Annotated in this window: 20 protein-coding genes; 13 read left to right on the top strand and 7 right to left on the bottom strand. The window is 38.4% G+C overall.

The features are described from left to right. The first annotated feature begins 1 nt into the window (after window position 1). Together G9X62_RS10830 and G9X62_RS10825 are read left to right on the top strand one after the other, a co-directional pair. Window positions 2-916, top strand: coding sequence for an EamA family transporter (locus G9X62_RS10830; protein WP_223130720.1), 915 nt, complete (start codon window positions 2-4; stop codon window positions 914-916). Next, entirely contained in the window at window positions 913-1,815 is a 903-nt protein-coding gene (locus G9X62_RS10825; RefSeq protein ID WP_223130719.1) for an alpha/beta hydrolase, read from the top strand. Before G9X62_RS10830 ends, G9X62_RS10825 begins: the two co-directional genes overlap by 4 nt. Here G9X62_RS10825 and G9X62_RS10820 read toward each other — a convergent pair. Further along, window positions 1,803-3,200 (bottom strand): APC family permease, encoded by a 1,398-nt coding sequence (locus tag G9X62_RS10820; protein WP_223130718.1) that lies wholly within the window; start codon window positions 3,198-3,200, stop codon window positions 1,803-1,805. The genes G9X62_RS10825 and G9X62_RS10820 overlap by 13 nt on opposite strands. A 240-nt stretch (window positions 3,201-3,440) precedes the next feature. Between G9X62_RS10820 and G9X62_RS10815 the strand changes: the two genes are divergently transcribed. From G9X62_RS10815 to G9X62_RS10780, 8 genes are all read left to right on the top strand, one after another. Further along, complete coding sequence (locus tag G9X62_RS10815) at window positions 3,441-4,010, top strand: RNA polymerase sigma factor (protein ID WP_223130717.1); 570 nt, start codon at window positions 3,441-3,443, stop codon at window positions 4,008-4,010. Window positions 4,011-4,281: 271 nt separating this feature from the next. Then, window positions 4,282-7,269, top strand: a complete 2,988-nt coding sequence (locus G9X62_RS10810) for a SusC/RagA family TonB-linked outer membrane protein (RefSeq protein ID WP_261345575.1) — start codon at window positions 4,282-4,284, stop codon at window positions 7,267-7,269. Between the two features lie 11 nt (window positions 7,270-7,280). Continuing rightward, entirely contained in the window at window positions 7,281-8,954 is a 1,674-nt protein-coding gene (locus G9X62_RS10805) for a RagB/SusD family nutrient uptake outer membrane protein (protein WP_223130715.1), read from the top strand. A 69-nt stretch (window positions 8,955-9,023) separates the two neighbouring features. Then, window positions 9,024-10,058 carry a DUF6807 domain-containing protein gene (locus G9X62_RS10800; protein WP_223130714.1) on the top strand — a complete coding sequence of 345 codons (1,035 nt, stop codon included), beginning with the start codon at window positions 9,024-9,026 and terminating at the stop codon, window positions 10,056-10,058. Window positions 10,059-10,126: 68 nt separating this feature from the next. Beyond that, window positions 10,127-11,551, top strand: coding sequence for an MBL fold metallo-hydrolase RNA specificity domain-containing protein (locus tag G9X62_RS10795; protein ID WP_223130713.1), 1,425 nt, complete (start codon window positions 10,127-10,129; stop codon window positions 11,549-11,551). 29 nt (window positions 11,552-11,580) lie between these two features. Further along, window positions 11,581-12,537: an acetyl-CoA carboxylase carboxyltransferase subunit alpha gene (locus G9X62_RS10790; RefSeq protein WP_223130712.1), complete on the top strand. Its 957-nt coding sequence runs from the start codon at window positions 11,581-11,583 to the stop codon at window positions 12,535-12,537. 1 nt (window position 12,538) lies between these two features. Then, window positions 12,539-13,171: an HAD family hydrolase gene (locus G9X62_RS10785; protein WP_223130711.1), complete on the top strand. Its 633-nt coding sequence runs from the start codon at window positions 12,539-12,541 to the stop codon at window positions 13,169-13,171. Further along, window positions 13,161-13,733, top strand: a complete 573-nt coding sequence (locus tag G9X62_RS10780; RefSeq protein WP_223130710.1) for a 1-acyl-sn-glycerol-3-phosphate acyltransferase — start codon at window positions 13,161-13,163, stop codon at window positions 13,731-13,733. Before G9X62_RS10785 ends, G9X62_RS10780 begins: the two co-directional genes overlap by 11 nt. Here the strand turns inward: G9X62_RS10780 and lpxB are convergent. Next, window positions 13,709-14,791: a lipid-A-disaccharide synthase gene (lpxB, locus tag G9X62_RS10775; protein ID WP_223130709.1), complete on the bottom strand. Its 1,083-nt coding sequence runs from the start codon at window positions 14,789-14,791 to the stop codon at window positions 13,709-13,711. The genes G9X62_RS10780 and lpxB overlap by 25 nt on opposite strands. Before the next feature lie 2 nt (window positions 14,792-14,793). Beyond that, a complete protein-coding gene (locus tag G9X62_RS10770) occupies window positions 14,794-15,213 on the bottom strand; it encodes a 6-pyruvoyl trahydropterin synthase family protein (RefSeq protein ID WP_223130708.1) in 420 nt (139 codons plus the stop codon). Window positions 15,214-15,329: 116 nt separating this feature from the next. On the opposite strand from G9X62_RS10770, the gene rfaD reads away from it, so the two are divergent. Further along, the gene (gene rfaD / locus G9X62_RS10765; RefSeq protein ID WP_223130707.1) at window positions 15,330-16,295 is read left to right on the top strand and encodes an ADP-glyceromanno-heptose 6-epimerase; all 966 of its coding nucleotides are present in this window, start codon (window positions 15,330-15,332) and stop codon (window positions 16,293-16,295) included. On the opposite strand, the gene G9X62_RS10760 is transcribed toward rfaD, so the two are convergent. From G9X62_RS10760 to G9X62_RS10745, 4 genes are read right to left on the bottom strand one after another with little or no spacing between them, the layout of a single operon-like run. Next, complete coding sequence (locus G9X62_RS10760) at window positions 16,276-17,259, bottom strand: glycosyltransferase (RefSeq protein WP_223130706.1); 984 nt, start codon at window positions 17,257-17,259, stop codon at window positions 16,276-16,278. The two genes, rfaD and G9X62_RS10760, sit on opposite strands and share 20 nt — an antisense overlap. A gap of 1 nt (window position 17,260) precedes the next feature. Beyond that, the gene (hemL, locus tag G9X62_RS10755) at window positions 17,261-18,544 is read right to left on the bottom strand and encodes a glutamate-1-semialdehyde 2,1-aminomutase (RefSeq protein WP_223130705.1); all 1,284 of its coding nucleotides are present in this window, start codon (window positions 18,542-18,544) and stop codon (window positions 17,261-17,263) included. 1 nt (window position 18,545) lies between these two features. Further along, the gene (yidC, locus tag G9X62_RS10750) at window positions 18,546-20,339 is read right to left on the bottom strand and encodes a membrane protein insertase YidC (protein ID WP_223130704.1); all 1,794 of its coding nucleotides are present in this window, start codon (window positions 20,337-20,339) and stop codon (window positions 18,546-18,548) included. A 2-nt stretch (window positions 20,340-20,341) separates the two neighbouring features. Beyond that, window positions 20,342-21,991 (bottom strand): CTP synthase, encoded by a 1,650-nt coding sequence (locus G9X62_RS10745; RefSeq protein WP_223131852.1) that lies wholly within the window; start codon window positions 21,989-21,991, stop codon window positions 20,342-20,344. Between the two features lie 103 nt (window positions 21,992-22,094). Between G9X62_RS10745 and G9X62_RS10740 the strand changes: the two genes are divergently transcribed. Next, entirely contained in the window at window positions 22,095-25,415 is a 3,321-nt protein-coding gene (locus G9X62_RS10740; RefSeq protein WP_223130703.1) for a UvrD-helicase domain-containing protein, read from the top strand. Beyond that, window positions 25,408-25,896, top strand: coding sequence for a C40 family peptidase (locus G9X62_RS10735; protein WP_223130702.1), 489 nt, complete (start codon window positions 25,408-25,410; stop codon window positions 25,894-25,896). The genes G9X62_RS10740 and G9X62_RS10735 overlap by 8 nt, the downstream gene beginning before the upstream one ends. Window positions 25,897-25,906 lie beyond the last annotated feature (10 nt).

Here is a 25,906-nt window from a genome sequence, read left to right as displayed (position 1 = left end):
CATGAACAAAAAGGAATCCATATCGCTGGTGACGATGTTAGCGCTTGGAGGCCTATATCTAATTTGGGGGAGCACTTTTCTGAGTGTTCGGATCCTATTAGAATTTCTTCCCCCTTTAGTTATCTCCTTTTCGAGAAATTTAGTTGCTGGTTTACTCTTTTTAGCGTGGTCAATACTGGGAGGACATTGGCAAAAATTGTCTCTTCAGCATTGGAGAGTTCATCTTTTAGCTGGTGTTTTATTAATTACCTTGGGTAATGGTTTTATGGCTTTAGCTGGTCAAACCATACCCTCCGGATTATCTTCCGTTTTTATGGCTGTGGGGCCACTTTTGTTGATTATTTTCTTTTGGATTTCAGGTCGTAAACCCACAAATCGTAAACTGTTAGGAACCTTAATTGGTTTTGTGGGAATCATCTTGTTAGCCTCTCAAAAGAATTTAGCGATTCCTGGAAAAGAAATTGACTTTTACCGAGGAATGGGCTTTTTATTCATTGCAGTTGTTGCGTGGAATTTAGGCGTCTTTTATATTCAGTTTCTGAAAGCCAATACCTATCATTTTACCCAGGTTTGCGGGATTCAGATGACGACTGGTGGACTCATATTGCTTGGTATAGCTTTATTTCGTGGTGACGCGCAATCTGTCATTGTTTCGGAATTGCCTTTGAAAGCAATCTATGTATTTATCTATTTAGCGTTGATTGGTTCGATGGTAGGTTTTGGATTATTTGGTTATTTGTCCAAAGCCCTTGATGCCACGTTGGTCTCCACTTATACCTATGTAAATCCAATTATTGCGTTGTTTTTGGGTAATATTATTCTTGGTGAGTCTTTAAGTAGTATATTGTTATTCGCAAGTAGTTTGATTTTATCAGCTGTCTTGTTAATTACTACTGAAAAGACCTCATCCAAATGAAAAAGTTAGTCCTCTTTCTTCTTTTTGCCTCACCGATTATGGCACAAGATTTCCTTCCTCTATATCCTGCTAGTATTCCTAATTCAAAGCCTGTAGCAAATAAAGAAAAAGCAACAAAAGGCGCAGATGGTATCGAGCGAATTTCAGATGTGACTGTTCCTAGTTATCGTTTTTTTCCTGCACCTGGTTCTACTAAACCGACAAGTTGCGTGGTTATTTGCCCAGGTGGAGGTTATCGAATATTAGCCTCATCTCACGAGGGATATGACATTGCCGCTAAATTCAATGAGATAGGGGTTTCTGCTTTGGTGTTGTATTATCGTTTACCTACTGATTCTGCACAAGTAGAGAAAAAATACGCACCTTTACAAGATGCTCAATCAGCTATTGCTTTAGTTCGTTCGAATGCCGTAAAATGGAATGTGGATCCTGCCAAAGTTGGTATCATGGGTTTCTCCGCAGGAGGGCATTTAGCCGCTACGGCATCAACGCACTTTACTAAAGACTATACAGGTGTACTTGCTGGTGCTAATCTTAGACCTGATTTTTCGATTTTAGTATATCCAGTCATCTCTGTTCGTTCCTTTGGACACGGTGGGTCTTCTCAAAATCTCCTAGGAAAGAATCCTAGCGAAGCGGATTTAGCACTTTTCTCAAACGAAGAACAAGTAACAGCACAAACGCCTAAAGCCTTTATGGTGCATGCTGCAGACGATAATGCCGTTCCTTTGAAAAACTCATTACTATACGCTGAGAAATTAACTGCTAATAAAGTACCTGTCGATTTACATATATATGCGAAAGGTGGTCACGGCTTTGGACTAAACAATAAAACCACAAGTGGGGACTTGTGGTTCGATCGTTTAACTACCTGGTTGAAAGCTAATCAATTGCTCTGAGTTTTCTTCATCACAAAGTAAAACGGAATACCTAAAAGCACAATTCCTAAACCAATGGAAGAGGAGAGTGTTTTCACCCACAATAGGTTTCCAGCGATTCCTACTAATAATAGTAAGTAGCCACTGAAAAGCAATTTTTGCAAAAGGGGCAGTTCTTTCTGCATGATTCTTGTTTTGAAAACAGACGCTACCGTAAGAAAGTAGAATAGTAAGATAGCAAATACCGTAAAGTCTAATAGCGCCCCATAAGATCCTGAGAAGCATAGCAAGATGGCCCAAATCCCTTGAATTCCTAAAGAATACACAGGTACATCTTTATCGTTTGTTTCTGCCGCTTTCTTAAAGAATAAACGGTCGTTTGCCATTGCTTGGAATAAACGTCCTCCTGCTAAGATGATTCCATTGTTACATCCAAACGTAGAGATCATAATAAACACCGCCATCACTAAAGCACCGATACCGCCTAAAACGGTCTCTAAAGCGGCTGCTCCAAGACGATCCTGTGTAGCAAACATAATCCCGCGTGCATAACTATTGATACCATCTGATTCTCCTTGTAAAGGTAAAATGCTCAGGTAGGCCATATTTGTTAGTAAATACAATAGACATACGAGCGCAGATCCATAGACTAAACCTTTCGCAATGGTCTTCTTAGGGTCTTCAAAATCAGCACTCGCAAAAGTGACATTATTCCAAGCTGAAGATGAGAATAAGGGCCCAATCATGGCTACTCCGAACAATGAAGCTAATTCCCATCCCCCGATGGAATGAGAGGAATTAGTCGTCGTATCAATGGTGAATGGCTCCGCAAAGAATCCTTCAAAGTGAATCCAATCATTTTGAACCCCTACATACAAACCAATAATGATAAGGATGACGATGGCCCCGATTTTGGTAATGGTAAAGATATTTTGAACTAAAGAGGCAAATTGTACGCCTCGGCTATTTATAAAGGTTAGAAACGCGATGAGTGTTGCCGCTAAAATTTGTTGTGTTGTAATATAATCACCTACTAATGGTGTATCATTCAGAATTCCAGGGAAGATAAAGCCGGCATACCTTGCAAAGGCAACAGCCACCGCTGCGATAGTACCTGTTTGAATCACTAAGAAGGTAGTCCAGCCAAAGAGAAAACCAATTAATGAATTATAGGATTCTTTTAGATAGATGTATTGTCCACCCGTTTTAGGAAAGACAGAACTTAATTTACCGTAAGCAAAAGCACCAGTTATGGTTAAAAATGCAGTTAATAACCAGGTTCCAATCCAATAAATAGGGGAGCCCACCGATCTAGCCACTTCTGAACTTACGAGGAAGATACCTGATCCTATCATCGATCCCATGACTAACATCGAGGCATCCAGGGTGTTTAATTTTTTATTCATAGAGGTGTTTATTGATTAAATACAATTCCTGATTTACATCAGAAATTCAAAGAAACGATTAAAATTTCTGATTTGAAGGATGTCAAATGAACTTTTTTTGATTGTAAACGTTTCCGTAAACGTTTACGGAAAAAAATTAAATATTTTCTTTGATTTTTTATACAATTATCTTCTATATTCCCTGTGTAGTATATGTCAAATGATAATACATATCACTATTGTACAATTTTAGATCGATTTATGAAGAAGTCCATTAATGAAGTTGAAGTTTGGGATCAGTTCAGAGCAGGGGATCAACAGGCGTTTTCCGTGTTGTATTCGCATTTTGTTCAACCACTATATACTTATTGTATGGGTATTACAAGTGATAAGGACTTAATCAAAGATTGTCTACATGATCTATTCGTTGAAATTTGGAAGAATCATGCTAGTCTAGGCCCTACAACTAGTGTAAAATTTTATTTGATGGCTTCGATCAAACGTAAAATTGTACGCTCTTTAGAAACGCAATTGAAGAATTTGAATCACCACGATGCCTATCAATACCAGTTTATGGAGGATATGCCGTCCCCTGAAAGACAATTAGTCATGGTGGAAGAAGAAAAGATATCTCATATTTCTATGTATCAGAGCCTTAATAAGTTAAGTAAGCGCCAAAGGGAGGCAATTACCTTAAAGTATTTTGAGAATATGGATACGGATCAAATTTCAGAACAGATGAATATCAATCCTCAATCTGTATATAATTTATTATTTGGTGCTTTACGTGTGATGAAAGAACAGATGACAATGAAAGCCTATGCTTGTTAATATTGAATAATTATAAGATATATTTGAGTATATCGTATAGTTTTTGTGCTTTTCGGGATAAGAAATCTTAATAAGATTGACATGTTATCGAAAAGAATGAGCTGGATAAAGAGATTAAAAATAGTAAATAAGTACCCAATTAAACCCTTAAGACTATCCCAACAAGAATGCAAAGCCTTGTGGGAAAGGATCCAAATGACTTTGCAAACAACTTAATTTCAATTAACCTATGAGAAAAAAATTACTTTCCAAGGTGCTCCTTAGCGGTATAATGCTGTTATTGAGTATTCAAATTTTTGCCCAAGATCGGACGGTCTCAGGTAAAGTAACTTCATCTGATGATGGTTCTGGTATTCCTGGAGCTAGTGTTGCTGTTAAAGGTACCTCTAAAGGAACTTCGACAGATATGGATGGAAATTATAAAATTACTGTTGGTAATTCAGCAGTTTTAGTGTTTTCAGCTGTTGGAACAAACTCACAAGAAGTTTCAGTAGGTTCTAAAACCCAAATTAATGTGGCTTTAAGTGCTGATACTAAATCATTGCAAGAAGTAGTGGTAGTAGGTTATGGTACTCAAAAGAAAAGCCAATTAACGGGTGCCATTTCTTCTGTAACGGCTAAGCAAATCACAGAGATGCCTATTACGAACTTAGGTCAAGCGATGCAAGGTCGTGTAGCTGGGGTAGACGTAGCGCAATCTGGTTCTAAGCCAGGTACGGTGCCACGTGTTTTAATTCGTGGTCGTCGTTCATTTAATGCGGGTAATGATCCATTATACGTAGTAGATGGTATTCCTCTTTCAGGAGGTTATGAAGATATGAACCCGAATGATGTGGCTTCAATGGAAATCCTTAAAGATGCAACTGCAACAGCTATCTACGGTGCTCGTGGAGCGAATGGTGTTGTTTTGATTACTACGAAGCGTGGATCTAAGGATGGTAAAACAGTTATCTCTTATGATTCATATGTAGGTTCTACACAATCCTTAGATAAGATTCAATTGTTCTCAGGTGCTGAATATGCAGAAATGAAGCGTGAGTCTCGTCGTACGATTGGTACTTATAAAGATGCGAATGGTAATATAGTTCCTACGGGAGTTATTGATGCTTTCGCTGATTCTAAGTTATTTACTCCTATTGAACTAGATGGTATCGCTAAAGGACGTTCACTTGATTACCAAGATATGATGGTCAGAAAAGGCGTACAGCAAAACCATGCAATTGGTGTTCAAGGTGGTAATGATAAGACTCAGTTCTCAATTAACGCGGGTTATTTCCAAGATAACGGTATTATTCAAGGTTTAGATTTTACGCGCTATTCTTTTAGAGCTAGTGTGGATCACCAAGTGAACAAGCGTTTAAAAGTGGGTGCATCCTCTTATTTGATGTATGCGGTAACTAATGGAGCTAATATTAACCCTTATGGTTTCTTATTATCACAAAACCCATTAGCAAGAGCGTATGATGACAGTGGTAACTTAATTTTCCAACAAACGGATGATGCCTTATTGACGAATCCTTTGAATGAGATTGTTCCAGGTGCTGTAATCGATGAGACAAAGAAATACCGTATGTTCAATAGTATCTATGCTGAATTGGAATTAGCAAAAGGCTTGAAATACCGTGTGAATTTTGGTCCTGACTTTACGATTTCTCGTAATGGTCGTTTTTATGGGGCTTTGACGAATAACATTAAAGGTGGTAACCCAACGGCTACAACCGATAACCGTCAAGGATTTAACTATACGATTGAAAATATCTTAACGTATAATAAGCAATTTAAGGATCACAATTTAGGGGTTACTTTATTGCAATCAATGCAACGTGATAACTTTGAGCAATATACACAAAGTGTATTGGGTGTTCCAGTAGAGACTCAGCAGTTTTACAATGTGGGTAATGCATCTTCTATTCAAGGGGTAGGTTCTAACTTAATCCAATGGACGATTGCTTCCTACATGGCTCGTATTAACTACGATTACAAAGGAAAGTACTTATTAACAGTTACTGCGCGTCGTGATGGCTCATCTCGTTTTGGGGAAAACTCGAAATGGGGTAACTTCCCAGGTGTGGCTCTAGGTTGGAATTTACATCAAGAAAACTTCATGAAGGATTTGACTTGGTTAGATGAATTAAAGGTTCGTGCATCTTATGCGCAAGTAGGTAACCAGGGTCTTTCTCCTTACCAAACAGTAGGTTTAGAGGGTCGTACTTCTTATGCTTGGAATAACACAGCTGCTTACGGGTATCGTCCAAATACAATTGGTAATGCCGATTTGAAGTGGGAAACTTCAACGTCACAGAACGTAGGGGTGGATTTCTCAATCTGGAGAGGTCGCGTTTCTGGTTCTGCTGAATACTACCAAACAAATACAACGGATTTGTTATTGTCTGATCAATTGCCTACTTCAACTGGTTTCGCTTCCGTTACTCGTAACGTAGGGGAGACGATGAACCGTGGTATTGAACTTTCATTAACGACGAATAACATCGATGCAGCCAATGGTTTTAAATGGAGCACGGATTTCGTATTTTACAAAAATCAAGAGGAGATTGTTTCACTTTATAATGGAGCAAAAGATGACGTAGGTAACCGTTGGTTTATTGGTAAACCATTGAACTCGTATTTTGATTATGAATATGCTGGTATCTGGCAAACAGCTGAAGCTGCAGAAGCAAAAGCGAAAGGATTTACCGTAGGTCAAATTAAAGTAAAAGATGCAAATGGAGATGGTAAAATTACGGCTGATGACCGTGTGTTATTAGGCTCTGATGTTCCATCTTGGACCGGTGGTATTACTAACCGTTTTTCTTATAAAGGATTCGATTTGTCATTCTTCATCTTTACACGTCAAGGTCAGATGATTGTATCTAAATTCCACCAAAATTCTAACTACCTTCAAGGTCGTTACAACCAAATCAAGGTGGATTACTGGACTCCAAATAATCCAGGTGCTAGATATCCGCGTCCGAACTTTAACCAAGAGTTCCCTGCATACAATACAGCAATTATGTACTATGATGGTTCATTTATCAAGGTGCGTAATATTAACGTAGGATATACTTTCCCAGCTAAAACAGCTCAGAAATTAGGATTGTCTTCTTTACGTTTATATGCTAGTATTCAACAACCATTTATCTTCTCGAACTACCGTTCTAAAGAAAATGGTGTGGATCCAGAAACATCTAATGGAAACGTAGAAAACAGCGTAACTCCGGCTACATCTGTTTCTACGTTCGGTTTAAATATTAAATTTTAATCCCTGAAATAATGAAAAGTTTATATATCAAAAATTCATTAAAATCATTAGGTATTGCTTCAGCGATTATGTTGGGTACTGCCTCATGTAGTGATCTACTGAAAGAGACAGTAGTTTCTCAGATCAGTAACGATTATATTGCTACGACTCCAGGATTCGTAGCTGCAACAAATGCAGCTTATACTCCACTTCGTTCGTTCTATGCAACAGAACGTGGTTTAACCATGTCAGAGTATGGTACGGATATTTACAGCGCAGGTGCTGATGGATCATACAAAGGTTTTCACTTTTATGATTCTCAATTAACTTCTTCTGTAGATATCTTAGCTCAATTGTGGGATGAGACCTACAAAGGTATCAACACCATTAACGCGGTAATTGATCGTGCTCCAGCTGTAACTGGTATTACAGATGCAGTTAAGAATACGCGTGTGGCTGAAATGAAGTACTTGCGTGCGCATTATTACTTTATTTTAGTTCAGCAGTTTGGTCCATTAGATTTACGTTTAAAGGAAACGACTGGTCCTACTAAAACAGCTGTTCGTGCGTCTGAGCAAGCAGTTTATAAGCAAATAGAAACAGATTTATTAGCAGCAATTCCGGTTTTACCTGCAACGAAAGCAGCAGGAGATTATGGTCGTGCTACTAAGGCTGCTGCTGAGAATTTGTTAGCAAAAGTGTATTTAACACGTGCTTCATCGAAATTTGCGGAATCTACTGATTACGCAAATGCGGCTACTTTATGTAATAATGTAATTGCTAACTATGGCTTTAAATTATTACCTGATTTTGCTTCTGTATTTGATCAATCGAATCAAATTAATGATGAGGTTATTTTTGCAGTACAGTATACTCAAGATCCATTAACAAATGGTTTTGTGGATAACCAAGGTAACAAGCTTCACTTGTATTTCGGTATGCAATATGATACACAACCTGGTATGCAACGTGACGTTGTGAATGGTCGTCCATTCAAACGTTTGAAACCAACACCTTATTTGTTAAATACGGTATTTGCTGATCGTGTAAACGATACTCGTTACAAGAAAACATTTAAAGATACATGGTATTCAAACAAGCCATCTGCTACACCTATCAATACAAGTTTCGATGCTTCTAAAGCGACATTAACTTATAAGGCAGGTGATACGGCTATCTTTATTCCAGGGTATGAAATGTCATTAGCTGAGCGTGCTACTAAGAAATACCAAGTATTGGTTCCTAGTTTGTACAATTTTGCTTTGTTTCCTACCTTACAGAAATTCTTTGATCCACTTCGTCCTGATATGACGTATGAAAATGGTTCTCGTGATTATTTTGTACATCGTTTAGCGGATACTTATTTGATGTTAGCGGAAGCTCAATTCAAATTAGGCAAGCAAGCTGAGTCGGTAGCAGCTATTAATATGGTACGTGTTCGTGCAGCAGCTAAGGGTAAAGAAGACGCGATGAAAGTTACTTCTGTAGATATGAACTTAATCATGGAAGAGCGTGCTCGTGAACTTGCTGGTGAGCAAACACGTTGGATGGACTTAAAGCGTTGGAATAACTTAGTAGAGCGCGTTAAGCTTTACAACACAGACGGTGCTGTAGGTGTTAAGGATATTCACTATGTACGTCCTATTCCACAAAAGCAAGTTGACTTATCTGAAAATGGAGGTTTCCCTCAAAATTCAGGTTACTAAGATTGATTTGATTTCTTACTTTAGATTCCGAAGGTCTTCTGGCCTTCGGAATTTTATTTAATAAGCACTATGAAAAAGTTATTCACTTTGTTTTTAGGTCTTTGCAGTTTTGCAACCCTTGCACAAAACCTGCCTGTTTCTTTCAAGAATGGAAAGACTTCCATTGATGTTTTGGTAGGAGGGAAACCATTTACTTCCTATTTCTTTCCAGGTCAGGATGTTTTAAAGAAAGCAGTTTTGTTTCCGTTAATTTCCGCTCAAGGAACAACGATTACTCGTGGTTATCCGATGGCACCTCGTGCAGGAGAGCGGGTAGATCATCCACATCACGTAGGTATGTGGTTGAATTATGAGGATGTCAATGGTTTTGACTATTGGAACAACTCCACTAACATAATTTCTTCTTTGCAGAATCATAAAATGGGAACAATTGTTCATACATCGGTTGTAAAACAAGATGCAAAGAAAGGCTTGTTAGTAGTCTCAGCTGATTGGATAGACAATGATGGTAAAGGTCAAAAGGTATTGGAAGAAAAGACAACGTATGTTTTTTCTGGTACGGCTGATTCAAGAACAGTAGATCGTATTACAACATTAACCGCTGTAGCAGACAAAGTCCTATTTAGAGATGTGAAAGATGGTATGTTTGCTATCCGTGTGGCACGTCAGTTAGAAATTCCATCGAATAAACCGGATGTATTTACAGATGCACATGGCGTTGAAACTAAAGTGCCTGTCATGGATAATGCGGGTGTAAATGGTGACTATTGGAGCTCTGAGGGAGTGAAAGGGGAGGCAGTTTGGAGCACTCGTGCTAAATGGATGAATTTGCATGGGGAGATGGACAATCATGCTATCTCAGTCACTATTTTTGACCATCCAACTAATGTGTCTTATCCAAGTTATTGGCATGCACGTGGTTATGGGTTATTTGCGGTTAACCCCTTAGGCGCCAAAGTATTTAGTAATGGCAAGGATGAACGTAATTTGACTTTAAAAAAAGGAGAATCTGTTACGTTTAGATACCGTACTTTGATTTCTGATCGATTTAATTCGAAAGAGGAATTAGACAAAATTCAAGCGGAATTCGCTTCAGTGAAGTAATTTTTAAGAAAATACTCTTATTTTTGTAAGGTAAAGGGGGCTCTTGTAGCCCCTATTTTCTTTATTCTATGCAATTATCCTTTTTAGGAGCCGCTAGACAAGTGACAGGCAGTATGTTCTTGTTACAATTAGGAGACGGCTATCAAATATTAATCGATTGTGGAACGGACATGGAGCGAAAAATCGACTTCGAAGAGCCGGTAGAGCAAAAGTCTTTTTTTCCTTTCGATGCTTCTCTCATTAATTTAGTTATTCTTACGCATGCTCACATAGATCACTCTGGTAACATTCCTATGTTATACCGAGAAGGATATGAGGGCCAAATCCTTTGTACACCTCCAACGGCTGATTTAGCAGAGTTGTTATTGATGGATTCTGCTAGTTTACATTTACGTCGATTGAAAGCAGCACAAGGCGAGAGTCGGAAGAAACACAAGCAAATGGATCGATTACTTCGAAAAGGGGATCTTTATCTTCAGAAAGATGTGGAGAATGCGATGGATAACTTTGTGACTTTGCAATTTAATCGGAAGTTCGTTGTTTTTCCTGGTTTAGAGATTACGTTTGTGCCAGCTGGTCATTTATTAGGTGCTGCTCATGTATTGATATCAGTTAAAGAGAATGGGGAGACGAAAACCATTGGTTTTAGCGGTGATATAGGAAGAACTAATTATCCTTTACATATCGATCCTCAACCTTTTCCAGAGGTGGATTACTTAGTTTGTGAGACAACCTATGGCAATCGTATCCATGCTGACAAGGATAGTCCGATGGATGCTTTGGGAAAAGTCATTCAAGAAACCTGCATTGATCGTCCAGGCCGTTTAGTTATTCCAGCTTTTTCTGTAGGTAGAACGCAAGCGGTTTTGTATACGCTTAATAAATTGATAGAAGAACGTAATTTTCCAGCGGTTCGGGTATTTACGGATAGCCCGATGGGTAGAAGTTCCACAAAGATTTATTCTAAATATTTATCCTATTTAAATCCGGAAGCTCGTGAGTTCCATAAAGAGAATGACGAACTGTTTGATGTAGATAATTTGATATTCCTTCAAACAGAGAAAGAGAGTAAGGCTATTAAAGATTACCGAGAGCCTTGTATTATTATTTCATCTTCAGGTATGATTTCTGGGGGGCGTGTAGAGCAGCATATCGCTGATAATATTTCAAATACCTACGCTACGATTCTATTGATTGGTTATACAGCTGAAGGAACTCTAGGACGTCAACTTTTAGCGGGGACTGATAGGATAGTGGTAAAGGATCGCGAGTATAAAGTGAATGCGCAAATTCGCAAGATTGACGTATTCTCTGGACATGCAGATCAGACCGGGCTCTTAAATTTTGTTAAACAGCAGAAGCCTAGTAAATTAAAAAAGATATTCCTGTCCCATGGGGAAGAAGAAAGTATGCTAGAGTTTTCTTCCATATTAAATGGATTAGGATTTAGTGACGTTATTTTGCCTCAAAAGGAAGAGACTTTCGAGCTTTAATTTTATTTTTGTATTAAAATTTACGCCTTATGAAAACATTATTGGAATTTGAAAAGCCAATTGCTGAATTAGAAGATAAACTGATTGAAATGCGTAAGCTTGCTTTAGAGAATAATGTCGATGTGACAGCTGCAGTAGCCTCTTTGACTGATAAGATTTTAGAATTGAAAAAGGAAACATTTTCGAATTTGACGCGCTGGCAGCGTGTTCAACTTTCCCGTCATCCAGATCGTCCATATACTTTTGATTACATTGAACATTTGTGTGAGGAATTTATTGAAATCCACGGTGATCGTAATGTAGGTGATGATAAAGCCATGGTAGGTGGTTTTGGTACTATTGATGGAGAAATGTCTGTCATGTTTATTGGACAACAAAAAGGGCGTAATACGAAGGAACGTCAGTTCCGTAATTTTGGAATGCCTAATCCAGAAGGATATAGAAAAGCGCTTCGCTTAATGAAAATGGCGGAGAAGTTTAATAAGCCTATTGTATGCCTAATTGATACTCCGGGAGCATTTCCTGGTTTAGAAGCGGAGGAAAGAGGTCAAGGAGAGGCTATCGCACGTAATATTCGCGATATGTTTATGCTTAAGGTACCTGTTATTTGCGTGATTATTGGTGAAGGAGCCTCTGGTGGTGCTTTAGGTATTGCTGTAGGTGATCGCGTCTTAATGATGGAAAATACGTGGTATTCGGTTATTTCTCCAGAATCTTGTTCTTCGATTTTATGGAGAAGTTGGAATTATAAAGAACAAGCGGCTGAAGCCTTGAAATTAACAGCTAACGATATGTTAGCGAATAAATTAATTGATGGTATCATTCCTGAGCCTTTAGGTGGGGCACATCTTAATCCAGAAGAAGCTGCTATGACCTTGAAAGAAGTGCTTAAAAAGGAATTAGCTATTCTATCAGCTTTAGACCCTGCTACGCGTATTTCACAGCGTATCGATAAGTTTGGAGCGATGGGAGAGGTGATTGAATAAGATGGCTGCTCCCAAAGCGATCCTTTTTGATTTAGGTAATGTTTTATTAACCATCGATTTATCTTTGACATATGAGGCATTTTCAACTTATTCTTCTTTAAGTTCGTCAGAAATAGCTTCTGTCATCATGGAACATCAGTTATGGGTTCCCTACGAAGCAGGTAAGCAAAATGATGCAGAATTTCGAGATTTTCTGCGTGAACGTCTTGATTTAACGATATCTGATACTGACTTTGATAATTCCTTTTCTGCGCTATTATTAGACTTTCATGCGGGAGTATACGAGTGGATAGCTTCACTTAAATCTCAGTTTTACCTAATTCTTTTAAGCAATACTAGTTCTATACATGCTGAACGATTTACAAAAGTCGCTTTAGGGCCTGAAGGGCAAAATCTTTTCAGTCTATTTGATCAGGTATATTATTCTTTCGAAATGGGTTTAGTGAAGCCTGATACAGCTATTTATCAACAGGTTTTGAACGAACAAGGATTTGTTCCGGAAGAGGTATTGTTTTTTGATGATAATGTCGCTAATATTAATTCCGCTAAATCAATGGGGATTCAGTCCTATTTAATTGATCCAAGCCGTTCCTACAATCAAATTCAAGAAATTTTAGATACTTATGTTAGTTAGTAGTCCCATTTTTGATGTATTATTTAAGTTAGCTGGATGGAAATTAGTGGGCGAGGTACCGCGTGATTTAAAGAAAGCATTGGTGATTGTTTGTCCTCATGCTACATGGAAGGATTTTCCTATAGGTTTAGGAGCTCGTTCTTTGCTTAAAATCCCTATTTTGTTCTGGGGAAAGAAGGAGCTTTTTGAAGGACCTTTTGGAGGAATATTTTCGTGGTTAGGAGGTTATCCAGTTAATCGGGGTACAAAATCTAATTTAGTAGACGCGATAGTAGACATTTACAATTCCAAGGAATCCTTTTATGCGGTATTAGCACCGGAAGGAACACGTAAAGATGTCCAAGAGTTAAAAACAGGGTTTTATTATATTGCTGATGGAGCTAAAGTTCCATTGATTATGATTGGTTTTGACTTTGTGAATAAGGAGATAAAAATCAGAGAACCCTATTATACAACCGGTGATTTTCAAAAAGATAAATTGGATATTGCACGCTATTATCAAACGATTCCAGGTGTACAGAAATCTTGGATTAAGAATTATTTAGCGGAAGCTGCTGAATAGAGTAATTCGGCTGTTTTTTTCGATGCACCCGCATTTCCTACTAGCTCTTGCAAGATTTTATAATCTTCCTTTTGTTGTTGATAGGTTTTTCCCTTTGTTAATAGGTCACGCATCCAGGCCGTCATATGTTCTACAGAAAATTTAGCTTGGATTAATTCAGGTACAGCTACTTTATCAAGAATTATGTTGACCAGGGAGATGTATTTTATCTGGATGACGATTTTTGCCAAAGAATAAAAGACCCAATCCGTTTTATAAACCACAATTTGGGGTGTATTTAATAAGGCTGTTTCTAAGGTTGCCGTTCCAGAGGTAACAATAGCCATTTCTGCTTGTTGAACAATATCATAGGTCTGATCAAATAAAACCGGAATCTTAGTCTGGTATAATTCTTTCCAATCCGATATGCCAGCAATCACAAATGATAAATCAGGATTAGCTTTAGCTAATTGTTCAAATAGGGGTAAGGCTGTTTTGATTTCTTGCTTTCGGCTTCCGGCTAGCAAGGCAATATATTTTTGACCCTTTAAGCTGAATTGTTCATTGGGGGCAAAGGCTTGAATGGCATCTTGTAGCGGATTTCCAACATATTCAGTAGCTATTCCTGCTTCTCTAAACAACTTTAATTCAAATGGAAAAATCACATAAAGATGATCAATCCATTTCTTAAGTTCTCCCACTCGACCTTTATTCCAAGCCCAGACTTTAGGGGCAATATAAAAATGGGTTTGAAAACCTTTCTTCTTCGCAATTTTAGCTGCCTTTAAATTGAATCCACCGTAATCAATAAAGATGACAGCATCCGGTTGAAAGGCTTCTATTTGTTCGCCAAAGGTTTTGAATAGCCCTTTTAGACGTTGAATATTTTGTATAACCCCTAAAATGCCCATAATCGCTAGTTGATTATGGTGTATCAGTATTTCAGCTCCTTGGCTTTCCATTGAATCTCCACCCCAGGCTTGAATTAGAGCATCATTATCCAGTTTTTTGATTTCCTGAATAAGATTTGATCCATGAAGATCCCCTGATTTTTCTCCTGCTAGGATAAAGTATTTCATACTTATTCTCCGAAGTATTCGACCGAATTTTTATTCGTTTCGATTAAGTGTATTTTATGTAATTTAGCGGAAGAAGAGGTAGCTGCTATTTTAGGAGCTAAGATTTTCCAAAATTCCATCACTAGTATTTCACAACTAGCCAGTTTTCCAAACATAAAATCTACATCTAAATTAAGGTTTTTATGATCTACTTTATCGATAATTTCCGCTTTAATGAGATCGCCTAATTGCTTTAGATCATAAACAAATCCGGTATCGGGATCGGGCATTCCTTTCACTGTGACGATTAGTTCAAAGTTATGTCCATGCCAATTATTATTGGCACAAGGTCCAAATACTTCGTGATTTTTTTCTTCTGTCCAAGCTGGATTGAATAAGCGATGCGCTGCGTTAAAATGTTCCTTTCGGATGACGTGTACCATTGTTTTCAGTTTTTGTGGAGGGACTCTGGGAAAACAATAGCAGAGTTCCAATAATTGTACAAAGTTAATAAACCTTCCGGGAATCTGTGTAAATTTGCATTTAAAATCCTACCCTTATGATCATTGTTACTGGTGCCGCAGGCTTTATTGGAAGTTGTTTGATTCAAAAACTGAATGAATTGAAATTTCGATACATTATTGCGGTGGACGATTTCTCAAACGCAGAAAAAAACCAAAATTTGGCGGGAAAAGCCATTATGGAGCGAGTAGATCGCAAGGATTTTTTCGTTTGGTTAGAGAAAAATAATCGAGAAGTTGAGTTCTTTTTCCATATTGGTGCACGAACAGATACGACAGAATTTGATACAACTATTTTTGATGAGTTAAATTTAGATTATTCTAAGAAGGTTTGGCAGGCTTGTGTTGCCTATCAAATCCCTTTAGTTTATGCTAGTTCTGCTGCTACCTATGGTTTAGGTGAATTAGGGTATGAAGATAATGAGTCGTTGATTCCATCGTTGAAACCTTTGAATCCATACGGTGATTCAAAGAACGACTTTGATATTTGGGCTCTTCAACAAGAGAAGAAGCCTTTCTTCTTTGCTGGTTTAAAGTTTTTTAATGTGTACGGACCTAATGAATTTCATAAAGGACGTATGGCTTCGGTTATTTGGCATGCGTATCGTCAAATTCAAGCGAATGGATCTCTTAAATTATTTAAATCGCATCGGGGTGATTTTAAAGATGGAGAACAGATGCGCGATTTTATTTATGTGAAGGACCTAATTGATGTTTGTGTTTTCTTAATGGAACATCGAAAAAACTCAGGAATCTATAATTTAGGAACAGGTAAAGCTAGGTCATTTAATGATTTAGGGAAAGCGACTTTTGCAGCTTTGGGATTAGAGCCTTCCATTGAATACATTGATACACCAGCTGATATTCGGGATAAATACCAATATTTTACGGAAGCTAGTATGGCTAAGCTGCGTTCAATCGGATATACGAAGGAATTTACGAGCCTAGAAGCAGGTGTGAAGGATTACGTACAAAACTACTTAGCTAAGCAGCTGTACTATTAAACATTTTCTTCAACCCTTCTTCCGCGAATCCTTTACCATACGCGAATAGTTGAATATTCGCCGCAAAAATAGAAAGAGTCGCAATTCTGATGCTTTTCGTACTCATTAATGCAGCGATAAAGATCAAAAGACTGTACGCAACTATCCCTGCTAATAGGATCAATCCATATACGGGCATTGCTAATAGTGCAATTCCAGTTAGTATGTAATAACTAAAGAATAGAAAAGGAAAGAAATGTACCGCTTTTAGCTCTTTTGGAAAGAATCGACTAATGTTGATACGCGCTCTTCCAAAGAAATGTAATTGTTTATAGAATTGTCTGAAGTCAGTTCTACGTTTGTGATAGATGTAGGCTTTAGGTATTAAGCCGGACTTAAATCCGAGTGAGATACACCGAATACTGAATTCAATATCTTCGCCCATTCGGGTGATTTTAAAACCTCCTGTAGCTTCGTAAACTTTCCGGGAGATTCCCATATTGAAACTGCGAGGATGGAATTGGCCACCGATATTTTTCTCTTTTCCACGTATTCCTCCTGTAGTAAAAAAAGAGGTCATGGAATAGCTGATCGCTTTTTGGATAGGAGTGAAGCTAGGATGATCCTGGTCAGGTCCTCCAAAAAGATCTAATCCTTCTGCTTTCACCGCTTTGTCTACTTCCGTTAAATAGTTGTGCTCTAAAAGTGCGTCTGAATCGAGAATGATGAAATAATCTCCTTTGGCACGTTCAAATGCATAATTTCGGGCGAAACCTTGACCTCCATTTTCTTTGACATAATAGGCTAAGGAGAATGCATCTTTATATTGATCAATGATGGCCGAAGCATCATCTGTTGATCCATCTTCAATAACGACCACTTCAAAATCTTTGAATTCCTGTGTTTGAATACAAGCTAACAATTCGTCTAACTCTTGTGGACGGTTATAAACAGGAATAATCAGGCTGTAGGCCGGCGTTTTCATCTTATAAGGAACGAAGCGTTGCTTTGCTGGCTGAAATGATTTGATCGTATTCTGAATCGCCTAGAGCAGTTGATAAGAACCAAGATTCATATTGAGAAGGAGGTAAATAAATACCTTTATCTAGCATTCCTTTGAAATATTTCCCAAATAAAGCTGTATCTGATGTTTTAGCGTCGCTAAAATTGTTTACGGCTTTGTCTGTGAAGAACAAAGTAAACATGGAGCCGATTTGGTTAATGGTATAGTTGAGACCCAAAGACTTTAAGTCCGCGCTTAATGCTTCTTTGAGTGCTAAGCCTTTCTGTTCTAGGGAAGCATAAACTCCAGGATTATCAGTAATCAGATTTAACATCGCTAAACCTGCCGCAGTTGCTAATGGATTTCCAGAAAGTGTTCCAGCCTGGTAAACAGGACCGGCTGGTGCGATCATATCCATAATTTCCGATTTTCCACCGTATGCACCTACCGGAAGTCCTCCTCCGATAATTTTTCCTAAGGTAGTTAAGTCAGGTTGTATACCAGCTAATCCTTGGTATCCAGCAGCGGATAGACGGAATCCCGTCATGACTTCATCGAATATAAGTAAGGCGCCGTATTGTTTACACAATTTTTGAACTCCTTCTAGGTAACCTTCTTTGGGAATAACTAATCCCATATTGCCTACAACGGGTTCTATGATGATAGCAGCTACTTCTGTTGAATTTGCTTTGAAAAGAGTCTCTAAGCTTTCTAAATCATTGTAAACGGCCGTTAAGGTATCTCTTGCCGTGGAAACGGTTACTCCTGGACTATCTGGAGTGCCTAAGGTAGCAACGCCAGACCCAGCCGCAATCAAGAAAGAATCCCCATGACCGTGGTAACAGCCTTCCATTTTAATGATCTTATCGCGTTTAGTATAGGCTCTAGCTAATCGGATGGCAGCCATGGTAGCTTCCGTTCCAGAATTCACTAAACGAACCTTTTCTACGGAAGGAATCATCGAAATGATTTTCTCTGCGATTAATACCTCATTATAGGTAGGAGCGCCAAAGGAAAATCCATTACTCAACGCACCCCGAACCGCATCTTCAATCACAGGATGCGCTTGCCCAAAGAGCATAGGACCCCATGATCCGATTAAATCAATATACGAATTACCGTCTACATCGTGTAAATAAGCACCTTTAGCCGATTTTATAAAAACAGGATTTCCACCTACTGATTTGAAGGCACGAACAGGAGAGTTAACCCCACCTGGAATTAATTCTTTCGCTTTCTCAAAATAGGCTGTGCTTAGGGTATTCATCTTATTTCTTCTTCGGATTCTTTGTTGTTGCTTTTTGTTGTTCTTCCATCGTCTTCAATTGGGTTTGAAGGTATTGAGAGAACTTTGATTTTTTAGGACCACCACCCGCAGCAATTTTCTTGCGATTCTCATCTAACAAGGCTTTGATCTTATCCTCATTCACAAATTTACGAATCGCTAGTTGCTGACCAATGGTCACTAAGTTAGATACGAAATAGTAAAAACTTAAACCGGCAGGGAAGGAGTTCATCACAAACATGAAGATAACTGGCGTTACATAAGCCATCATTTTCATGTTGATCGGTTGACCTGGTTGATCTGGTGTAATTTGGTTGTTATAATAACCGTATGCTAGTTGTGAGACTGTCATTAACAAACAGAATAAACTAACATGTGAACCATAGAACGGAATGTTGAATGGTAGATTTAAAAATGAATCATACGTAGATAAATCGTTGGCCCATAAGAATGATTCTTGGCGAAGATTAATCAAGTTCGGAAATAACATAAATACCGCCATTAGGACAGGCATAGTGGCTAACACGGGAATGCAACCGCTTAATGGATTCACACCCACCTCACCATATAACTTCATTGTTTCTTGTTGAACGCGCACTGCATCATCACCGATTTTTTCTTTAATCGCAGCAATCTCAGGTGCCAAAATACGCGTCTTAGCCATGGAAACGTATGATTTATACGTTAATGGCAATAATGCAGTCTTAATGATTAACACCAACACAATGATTAATAAACCGTAATTCGTGAACAAGCTTTCTAAGAAACCGAATAATGGAACGAAAATGTATTTCGTGATGGGTAACAAGAAATCATAACTCAACTTAACGTTCTTGCCAAAATTAGGCGCTTCCACTTTGTTAACGATGGCATAATCGTTTGGTCCAAAATAGAAGGTGAAGTTTGATTTTCCTGCCGATAAATCTTGAGCTGAAGCAATGATCTGCGCATCTAAGGTTTTAATGTTGACGGAATCTGTCAAATTAGGTGTCGCAGTTAAAGAGGCAGATTTGAAAGCAAAGCCTTGAGGGATTAAGCCAGATAAGAAATACTTCTTTTTAAAGCTAATCCATTTCGTGCTTTGGTCTAAATTCTCATTTGTTACTGAGCTAGGATTCTCTGATAAATAATCAAATTCATCATCTTCCGAAAGCAAATAGTTAATCGTTGCTTTGCGTTCTTCGGTAATGTCTTTCTCCGTTTGGTGTACTTGCTCTTTCCAATGAATGAAATAATCACCCCCAGTTAATGCAACGGATTTGGCATCTAATTGGTAGTCTACAAGAAAACCCGTCTCCGGTAATACATAGCTAGACGAGATGGCTTGACCATTCGCTATTGCTCCAGTAAAGCTTACTTTGTTACCTAATTGAACACCAGCAAAATCGAGTTTAGCAACCTGTACTTTTCCTGCAGCCGTAGGTAATTCAATGCTAAACTCGTCTGAAGTGGCGTTGTACAAATACAATCCTTCTGTTTTACCCTCTTTAAAGTTAGCGTAGCTTTTGTAGTTCTTTAATTGAACTGAAACTAGCTTAGCGCCTTTGGAAGATACCTTAACGATAATATCCTTATTCTCTAAGGTGAAAATTTGTTCCTTTTTAGCTGCAGAGTCGATGGCTACAACTTTAGCTGAATCTGTAGGTGCTACAGCTACGGTTTTTTGAGTAACCGCTTTTGCTTTTACTGCAGGAATCTCTTTAGGTGCAAAGAAATATTGGTAGCCTAATAGCATACCCATAATTAATACAATACCCGTGATGGAATTTCTATCCATAATTATTTAGAATTTTTGATGAAAGGAACAGCGTGTTGATGCGCAGCCTTAACAAATTGTACAAAGAGGGGAGACGGACTTTCAACCGTCGATTTATATTCTGGGTGAAATTGAACCCCCACAAAGAAAGGATGGTTTTCAATTTCTACGATCTCTACCAAATTCGAATCTGGGTTAATACCGGAAGTAACTAATCCAGCCTTATGGAATTGATCTAAGTAGTCGTTATTGAATTCGTAACGGTGTCTGTGACGTTCTTGAATAGAGGTTTTGCCATAGATTTTATAGGCCAAAGTCCCTTTTTCAATCTTGCAAGGATAAGCACCTAAACGCATTGTGCCGCCTTTTTCTGAAATATCCTTTTGTTCTAACATTAAGTTAATCACCGGATCGGGACTTTCGGGATTCATTTCAAAGGAGTGAGCCTCCGATAAACCCATTACGTTACGTGCAAATTCAATAACGGCACATTGCATACCTAAACAAATACCTAGGAAAGGTATTTTGTTTTCACGTGCATATTTCACGGCATTAATCTTTCCTTGGATTCCACGTTCTCCAAAACCTGGGGCAACTAAAATACCATCTAGTCCAGTTAAAGTTTCTGATACATCTTCCGTATCCATTGTTTCAGAAGAAATCCAATTCAAGTTTACTTTGATATCATTGGCTGCTCCCGCGTGAATAAAGGCTTCCGCGATGGATTTATACGAATCTTTCAATTCAACGTATTTACCAATTAAGCCGATATTGATCTCGAATTTCGGATTTTGAAGTTTGGAAAGGAAACTAGTCCAGTTCTTTAAATTAGATTCCTTGTCGTTATAGATATCCAACTTGTATAAAACGCGGCTATCTAAACGCTCTTCCTTCATTAACAAAGGAACTTCGTAAATCGTAGAAGCATCACGCGCCTCGATTACATCCGCCTCTGAAACGTTACAGAATAGACCAATTTTCTTCTTCATTTCCTGAGGAAGTGGATGTTCTGTACGGCAAACTAAGATATCTGGTTGAATTCCTGACTCAGATAGTTGTTTTACGCTATGTTGGGTTGGCTTTGTTTTTAATTCTCCAGCAGACGCTAAATAAGGTATTAAAGTCAAGTGAATAAACAAGGTGTTCTTCTCGCCTAAATCCCATTTCAATTGACGAGCTGCCTCGATGAAAGGCAATGATTCGATGTCACCTACGCAACCACCAATCTCTGTTATGACAATATCAAATTTACCTGATTCGCCTAAGAGCATAATGTTGCGCTTGATTTCATCGGTAATGTGAGGTACCACTTGTACCGTTTTACCTAAATAATCGCCACGACGCTCTTTGGTAATGACATTATGGTAAATACGACCTGTGGTGATGTTATTTGCTTGGCTAGTAGGGGTATTTAAAAAACGCTCGTAATGGCCTAAGTCAAGATCCGTTTCTGCTCCATCATTTGTCACATAGCATTCGCCGTGCTCGTATGGATTAAGGGTGCCTGGATCGATGTTGATGTAAGGGTCAAACTTTTGGATTGTACAGGTTAGACCGCGTGCTTGCAATAGCTTAGCTAAAGACGAGGCTATGATGCCTTTTCCTAACGAGCTTGTTACACCACCCGTAACAAAAATGAACTTGGATTTCTTGGGATTCCCTTTACCAGACATTGATAGAATTGTTGATTTGGTTACGGGAAACAAAGATAGGGAAATAAAAGCATACCGAATTAATCCTATTTTTATTTTATCTTGCATTCTTAATAGAATTTCGATGAAACCTCAACAAATCACCCTCTTTTCAGCCTCAGCCGGATCAGGTAAAACCTATACCTTGACCATTGAGTATATTAAGATGGCGCTCTCAGAGCTGGAATCGAAGGGATATTTCCGACGTATTTTGGCCGTTACCTTTACGATCAAAGCGGCGGAAGAAATGCGCCAAAGAATTTTACATTTTTTAGCGGGTATGGCAGATTATCCCTCGTTCGCTTATACATCTCCTCCTGAACAATCCAAAGTCTTAGCCATTATTGATAAGGTACAATGCGAATTAGAGGAAGAAGGCATTTCAGTAACGAAAGAAGAATTAGCCATTCGGGCGGGTAACACCTTGCAACAAATTCTTCAAGATTATGGATTGTTCTCCGTGATGACGATTGATTCTTTTGTCCAAAGACTGAGTGCTTCTTTCGTCGATGAATTAAATCTACCTAGTCAATATGAGGTGTTATTAGACTCGAATGGACTGATTCACGAACTGATTAATCGACTGTTAGATCAAGTAAATCGTACGGGAGATGCCGAACTAAGCGAGTTGATTTTATCTTTTGCGAATCAAGAAGTGTCCGAAGGACGGAATTGGAATCGAATGCGAGATAGCTTGCATGGATATTTGAAGATTTCCCTAGAAGAGAAATTTTTAGCAATCGAACCGCATTTAGCCTTATTTCAAGTGAATGATTTTCTCCGTTTAGAGGATCAATTACGCGGCATACTGAATCAGATGTTGCAAGAAGTTAAAGCGGTGGCTGATTCCTTTATTCAAATAATAGATTCTCTCGGTTTACCAGATGCTTTTTATTATTATGGCGCAACTGGTCCTGTGGGTAATATTCGTTCCTTTTTACGTAATCCGGAAATAGCTGATAAAGCCTATACAAATTTTAAAAAAGCGATAGGTGGCAATACGTGGACTTCAGCTAAAGCCATTGGAGCGGATAAAGCGATAATTGAGCAACATGCAGCGGAATTAGGTGAGCTAGGTAACCAATTCATCGAATTGCAATCCCTTTATTGGAAGCGCTATCGGTTCTTGCATTGGGTATTGAAGGATTTGAAAAAGTTAGCTTTGTTGAATTTGATTCAACGCGAAATGCGTTCATATCAACAAGAAAATTCAGCGATTCCTATTTCAGAGTTTTCCAAAAGAGTCTATGAAGTGATTTCCCAAGATCCTATACCCTTTATTTATGAGAAATTGGGTGATCGCTATTTCCACATATTCATCGATGAGTTCCAGGATACCTCCATTTTGCAATGGAAGAACTTTATGCCTTTGGTGGAGAATGCCACATCAGTAGGGAAACGGAGTTTATTAGTAGGGGATGCGAAACAATCGATCTATAAATTTAGGGGAGGGGAAGTTAGTCTGATTGCTTCTTTAGCCACTCAGGATCCTTCTTTAGTGGCGGATCATTTTGCCGAAGAATCACTAGATGAACAGCGCTTTGATTATTTATTGCATCAAATAGGCCCCAAAGCTTTGAATAATAATTACCGAAGTGCGACGGAAATCGTTGAATTTAATAACCAATTCTACCATTCCTTAGTTGAAAATGAGACGCTTCTTGCTTTATGTCCATTAATAAAGCCACTTTATGGGACTAATTTAAAGCAAAATCCAAAGGTGACTTCTTCGGACTTCAATGGAAAGGTTGATTTATTGGTCTACCATAAATCTAAAGAGACCTATGGTTTTACGGAACCTGAAAATGAATTTATGTTTGAACAGGTAATGAATCTGATTCGGCATAATCGGAGTATCGGTTTTAGGTACCAAGATTTGGCTATTCTGACGCGGAAGAATAAACATTCTCGTTATTTGGCCTTGCGATTGAAAGAAGAAGGAATTCCCGTTATTTCGTCGGATTCCTTATTAGTGCATTATTCCCCAGTCGTTGGATTTATTTTGTCCTATTTAGCTTTGTCTGAGCATCCCAAAGAATCCCTTTACTTATATGAATTGATCTATCAATATGCAGAAATAAAGGGTCAGGTTGTTTCTGCCTATGATTTAGTCTTTGTCGAGCAATTAACTGGTGATGCTTTTGAAAAGGCAGCGCTTTACTTTCAATCAAAAGAGATCCAAGTTCCTCTCTTTTCAGATTTATTGCGTTGGGTATATGATCTAGTTTCAGCTTTTGATTTATTGAATGATGTAAGTGGGCAAGAATATCTTTGGAAGTTCTTAGATGTATTAAATGAATATGTGCTTTTGAAGGATAAATTAGTGGCAGGTTTCTTGCAGCATTTTGACCAGAACCGAAACTCGTATTGTATTTCTAGTTCGAATCAAGAAGATGCAGTTACGATTTCGAGTATTCATAAGTCCAAAGGTTTAGAATATCCGGTGGTGATTCTACCATTCGTTAATTGGACTTTTCAGGCGGATTCAGAAAAGATTTGGTATGAATTAGGTGAGGAGGAGTCGGCTGATTTGCAATTGAGTGAAACTTCCCATTTGAAACATATTTATGGGAGGGTTAATTCAGCGGAAATACTTTCTTTCCCCGGTTTAGCTGAGCAAACTCAAAAAGAGCAAGAAGCTATTTTCCTAGATGCACTCAATATGTTATATGTAGCCACAACGCGTCCTAAGCAATCCTTGCATCTATTATTGAGCGTTCCCGATCCAGATTTACATACTAAGACGATTTCAACCTATACTAATTCAGTAGGTCGCCTAGTGTACGATTATGCTCATGAAAAGTCTGAGTCAGCTGAAATACCAGCCTATTTGCAAACCACAACAGCTTGGAACGCGTCTTATTTTGCCTTTTCCAATACACTCGTTATTCCATCCTTAGAGCACTCAGACCTACCTAATTTAGAGAAAAACGTACAAATTTCGTTAGGAAACCAGGTATCACCCGTATCACTTCGCGTGAATTCTGCCAAAGCTGATTTGTATACTGCGGCTTCCAAGAAGCGTGAAATTGGGAATCAATTACACGATTTGCTAGCTCAATTGCCTGATATGGATGCTTGGTCTCATGTAAAGACCAAAACTAACTTAGATGTCTCTTCTTTAGATGCTCTTTTTGAATCAGCTGAGGTGTGTGCTTTTTTTGCTAAAGATATATTGGCCTTTAAGGAAGTGGATTTATTATGTCCAGATGGAAAAATTATTCGTCCGGATCGAGTGAATAAAATTGGAGAGGCCTTGCAAGTCATTGATTTTAAAACAGGTAAACAAAAGCCAGAACACCACGATCAAATTAATCGCTATAAGCAAACCTTAGTGGATATGGGCCATCAAGTGACGAAGGGAGTTTTAATCTATCTAGAAACCAAAGAATTAGTCTATGTGTAAGCGTTTACTTTTTTTTGCTTTGTTAGTGGTTTTGTTAGACTCCTGTACTTTTGTCAAACGGATTTTTCACCGCACGGGATCATCGTATTACAGTGCATCAGAGCTGAAGGATATTATCAAGGAGGCTAAAAAATACAAAGGAGTCCCCTACAAAACGGGAGGAATGGATAAAAAAGGGATGGATTGCTCCGGCCTGCTTTTTACAGCTTATGCCTCCAATGATTTTTCGATTCCAAGAGTGTCGTCTGATCAAGCGAAATTTGGAGAGGAAATCAGGTTGAAAGATGTTCAACTAGGGGATTGGGTATTTTTTGCTACTGGAAAGGTAGGGCTCATTAATCACGTAGGTTTAGTGACCAAAGATCGTCCAGCCATTAGCTTCATTCACGCCAGTACTACGTATGGTGTTCGGGAGGATTTGTTGTATCAAAAGTTTTGGCTAGATCGAATTGTCAAAATTATACGTCCGTATAAAAATTAATATGGTTTTT

It is taken from the genome of Aquirufa lenticrescens (genome assembly GCF_019916085.1).
GTDB lineage: Bacteria > Bacteroidota > Bacteroidia > Cytophagales > Spirosomataceae > Aquirufa > Aquirufa lenticrescens.
This window is presented reverse-complemented; position numbering and strand designations above follow the sequence as displayed.

Coding starts and splice junctions, on each gene's coding strand:
- G9X62_RS10790 (WP_223130712.1), top strand. CDS start 11,581: ATGAAAACATTATTGGAATTTGAAAAGCCAATTGCTGAATTAGAAGAT.
- G9X62_RS10745 (WP_223131852.1), bottom strand. CDS start 21,991: ATGTCTGGTAAAGGGAATCCCAAGAAATCCAAGTTCATTTTTGTTACG.
- G9X62_RS10815 (WP_223130717.1), top strand. CDS start 3,441: ATGAAGAAGTCCATTAATGAAGTTGAAGTTTGGGATCAGTTCAGAGCA.
- lpxB (WP_223130709.1), bottom strand. CDS start 14,791: ATGAAATACTTTATCCTAGCAGGAGAAAAATCAGGGGATCTTCATGGA.
- G9X62_RS10810 (WP_261345575.1), top strand. CDS start 4,282: ATGCTGTTATTGAGTATTCAAATTTTTGCCCAAGATCGGACGGTCTCA.
- rfaD (WP_223130707.1), top strand. CDS start 15,330: ATGATCATTGTTACTGGTGCCGCAGGCTTTATTGGAAGTTGTTTGATT.
- G9X62_RS10795 (WP_223130713.1), top strand. CDS start 10,127: ATGCAATTATCCTTTTTAGGAGCCGCTAGACAAGTGACAGGCAGTATG.
- yidC (WP_223130704.1), bottom strand. CDS start 20,339: ATGGATAGAAATTCCATCACGGGTATTGTATTAATTATGGGTATGCTA.
- G9X62_RS10820 (WP_223130718.1), bottom strand. CDS start 3,200: ATGAATAAAAAATTAAACACCCTGGATGCCTCGATGTTAGTCATGGGA.
- G9X62_RS10760 (WP_223130706.1), bottom strand. CDS start 17,259: ATGAAAACGCCGGCCTACAGCCTGATTATTCCTGTTTATAACCGTCCA.
- G9X62_RS10780 (WP_223130710.1), top strand. CDS start 13,161: ATGTTAGTTAGTAGTCCCATTTTTGATGTATTATTTAAGTTAGCTGGA.
- G9X62_RS10785 (WP_223130711.1), top strand. CDS start 12,539: ATGGCTGCTCCCAAAGCGATCCTTTTTGATTTAGGTAATGTTTTATTA.
- hemL (WP_223130705.1), bottom strand. CDS start 18,544: ATGAATACCCTAAGCACAGCCTATTTTGAGAAAGCGAAAGAATTAATT.
- G9X62_RS10770 (WP_223130708.1), bottom strand. CDS start 15,213: ATGGTACACGTCATCCGAAAGGAACATTTTAACGCAGCGCATCGCTTA.
- G9X62_RS10805 (WP_223130715.1), top strand. CDS start 7,281: ATGAAAAGTTTATATATCAAAAATTCATTAAAATCATTAGGTATTGCT.
- G9X62_RS10740 (WP_223130703.1), top strand. CDS start 22,095: ATGAAACCTCAACAAATCACCCTCTTTTCAGCCTCAGCCGGATCAGGT.
- G9X62_RS10735 (WP_223130702.1), top strand. CDS start 25,408: ATGTGTAAGCGTTTACTTTTTTTTGCTTTGTTAGTGGTTTTGTTAGAC.
- G9X62_RS10830 (WP_223130720.1), top strand. CDS start 2: ATGAACAAAAAGGAATCCATATCGCTGGTGACGATGTTAGCGCTTGGA.
- G9X62_RS10825 (WP_223130719.1), top strand. CDS start 913: ATGAAAAAGTTAGTCCTCTTTCTTCTTTTTGCCTCACCGATTATGGCA.
- G9X62_RS10800 (WP_223130714.1), top strand. CDS start 9,024: ATGAAAAAGTTATTCACTTTGTTTTTAGGTCTTTGCAGTTTTGCAACC.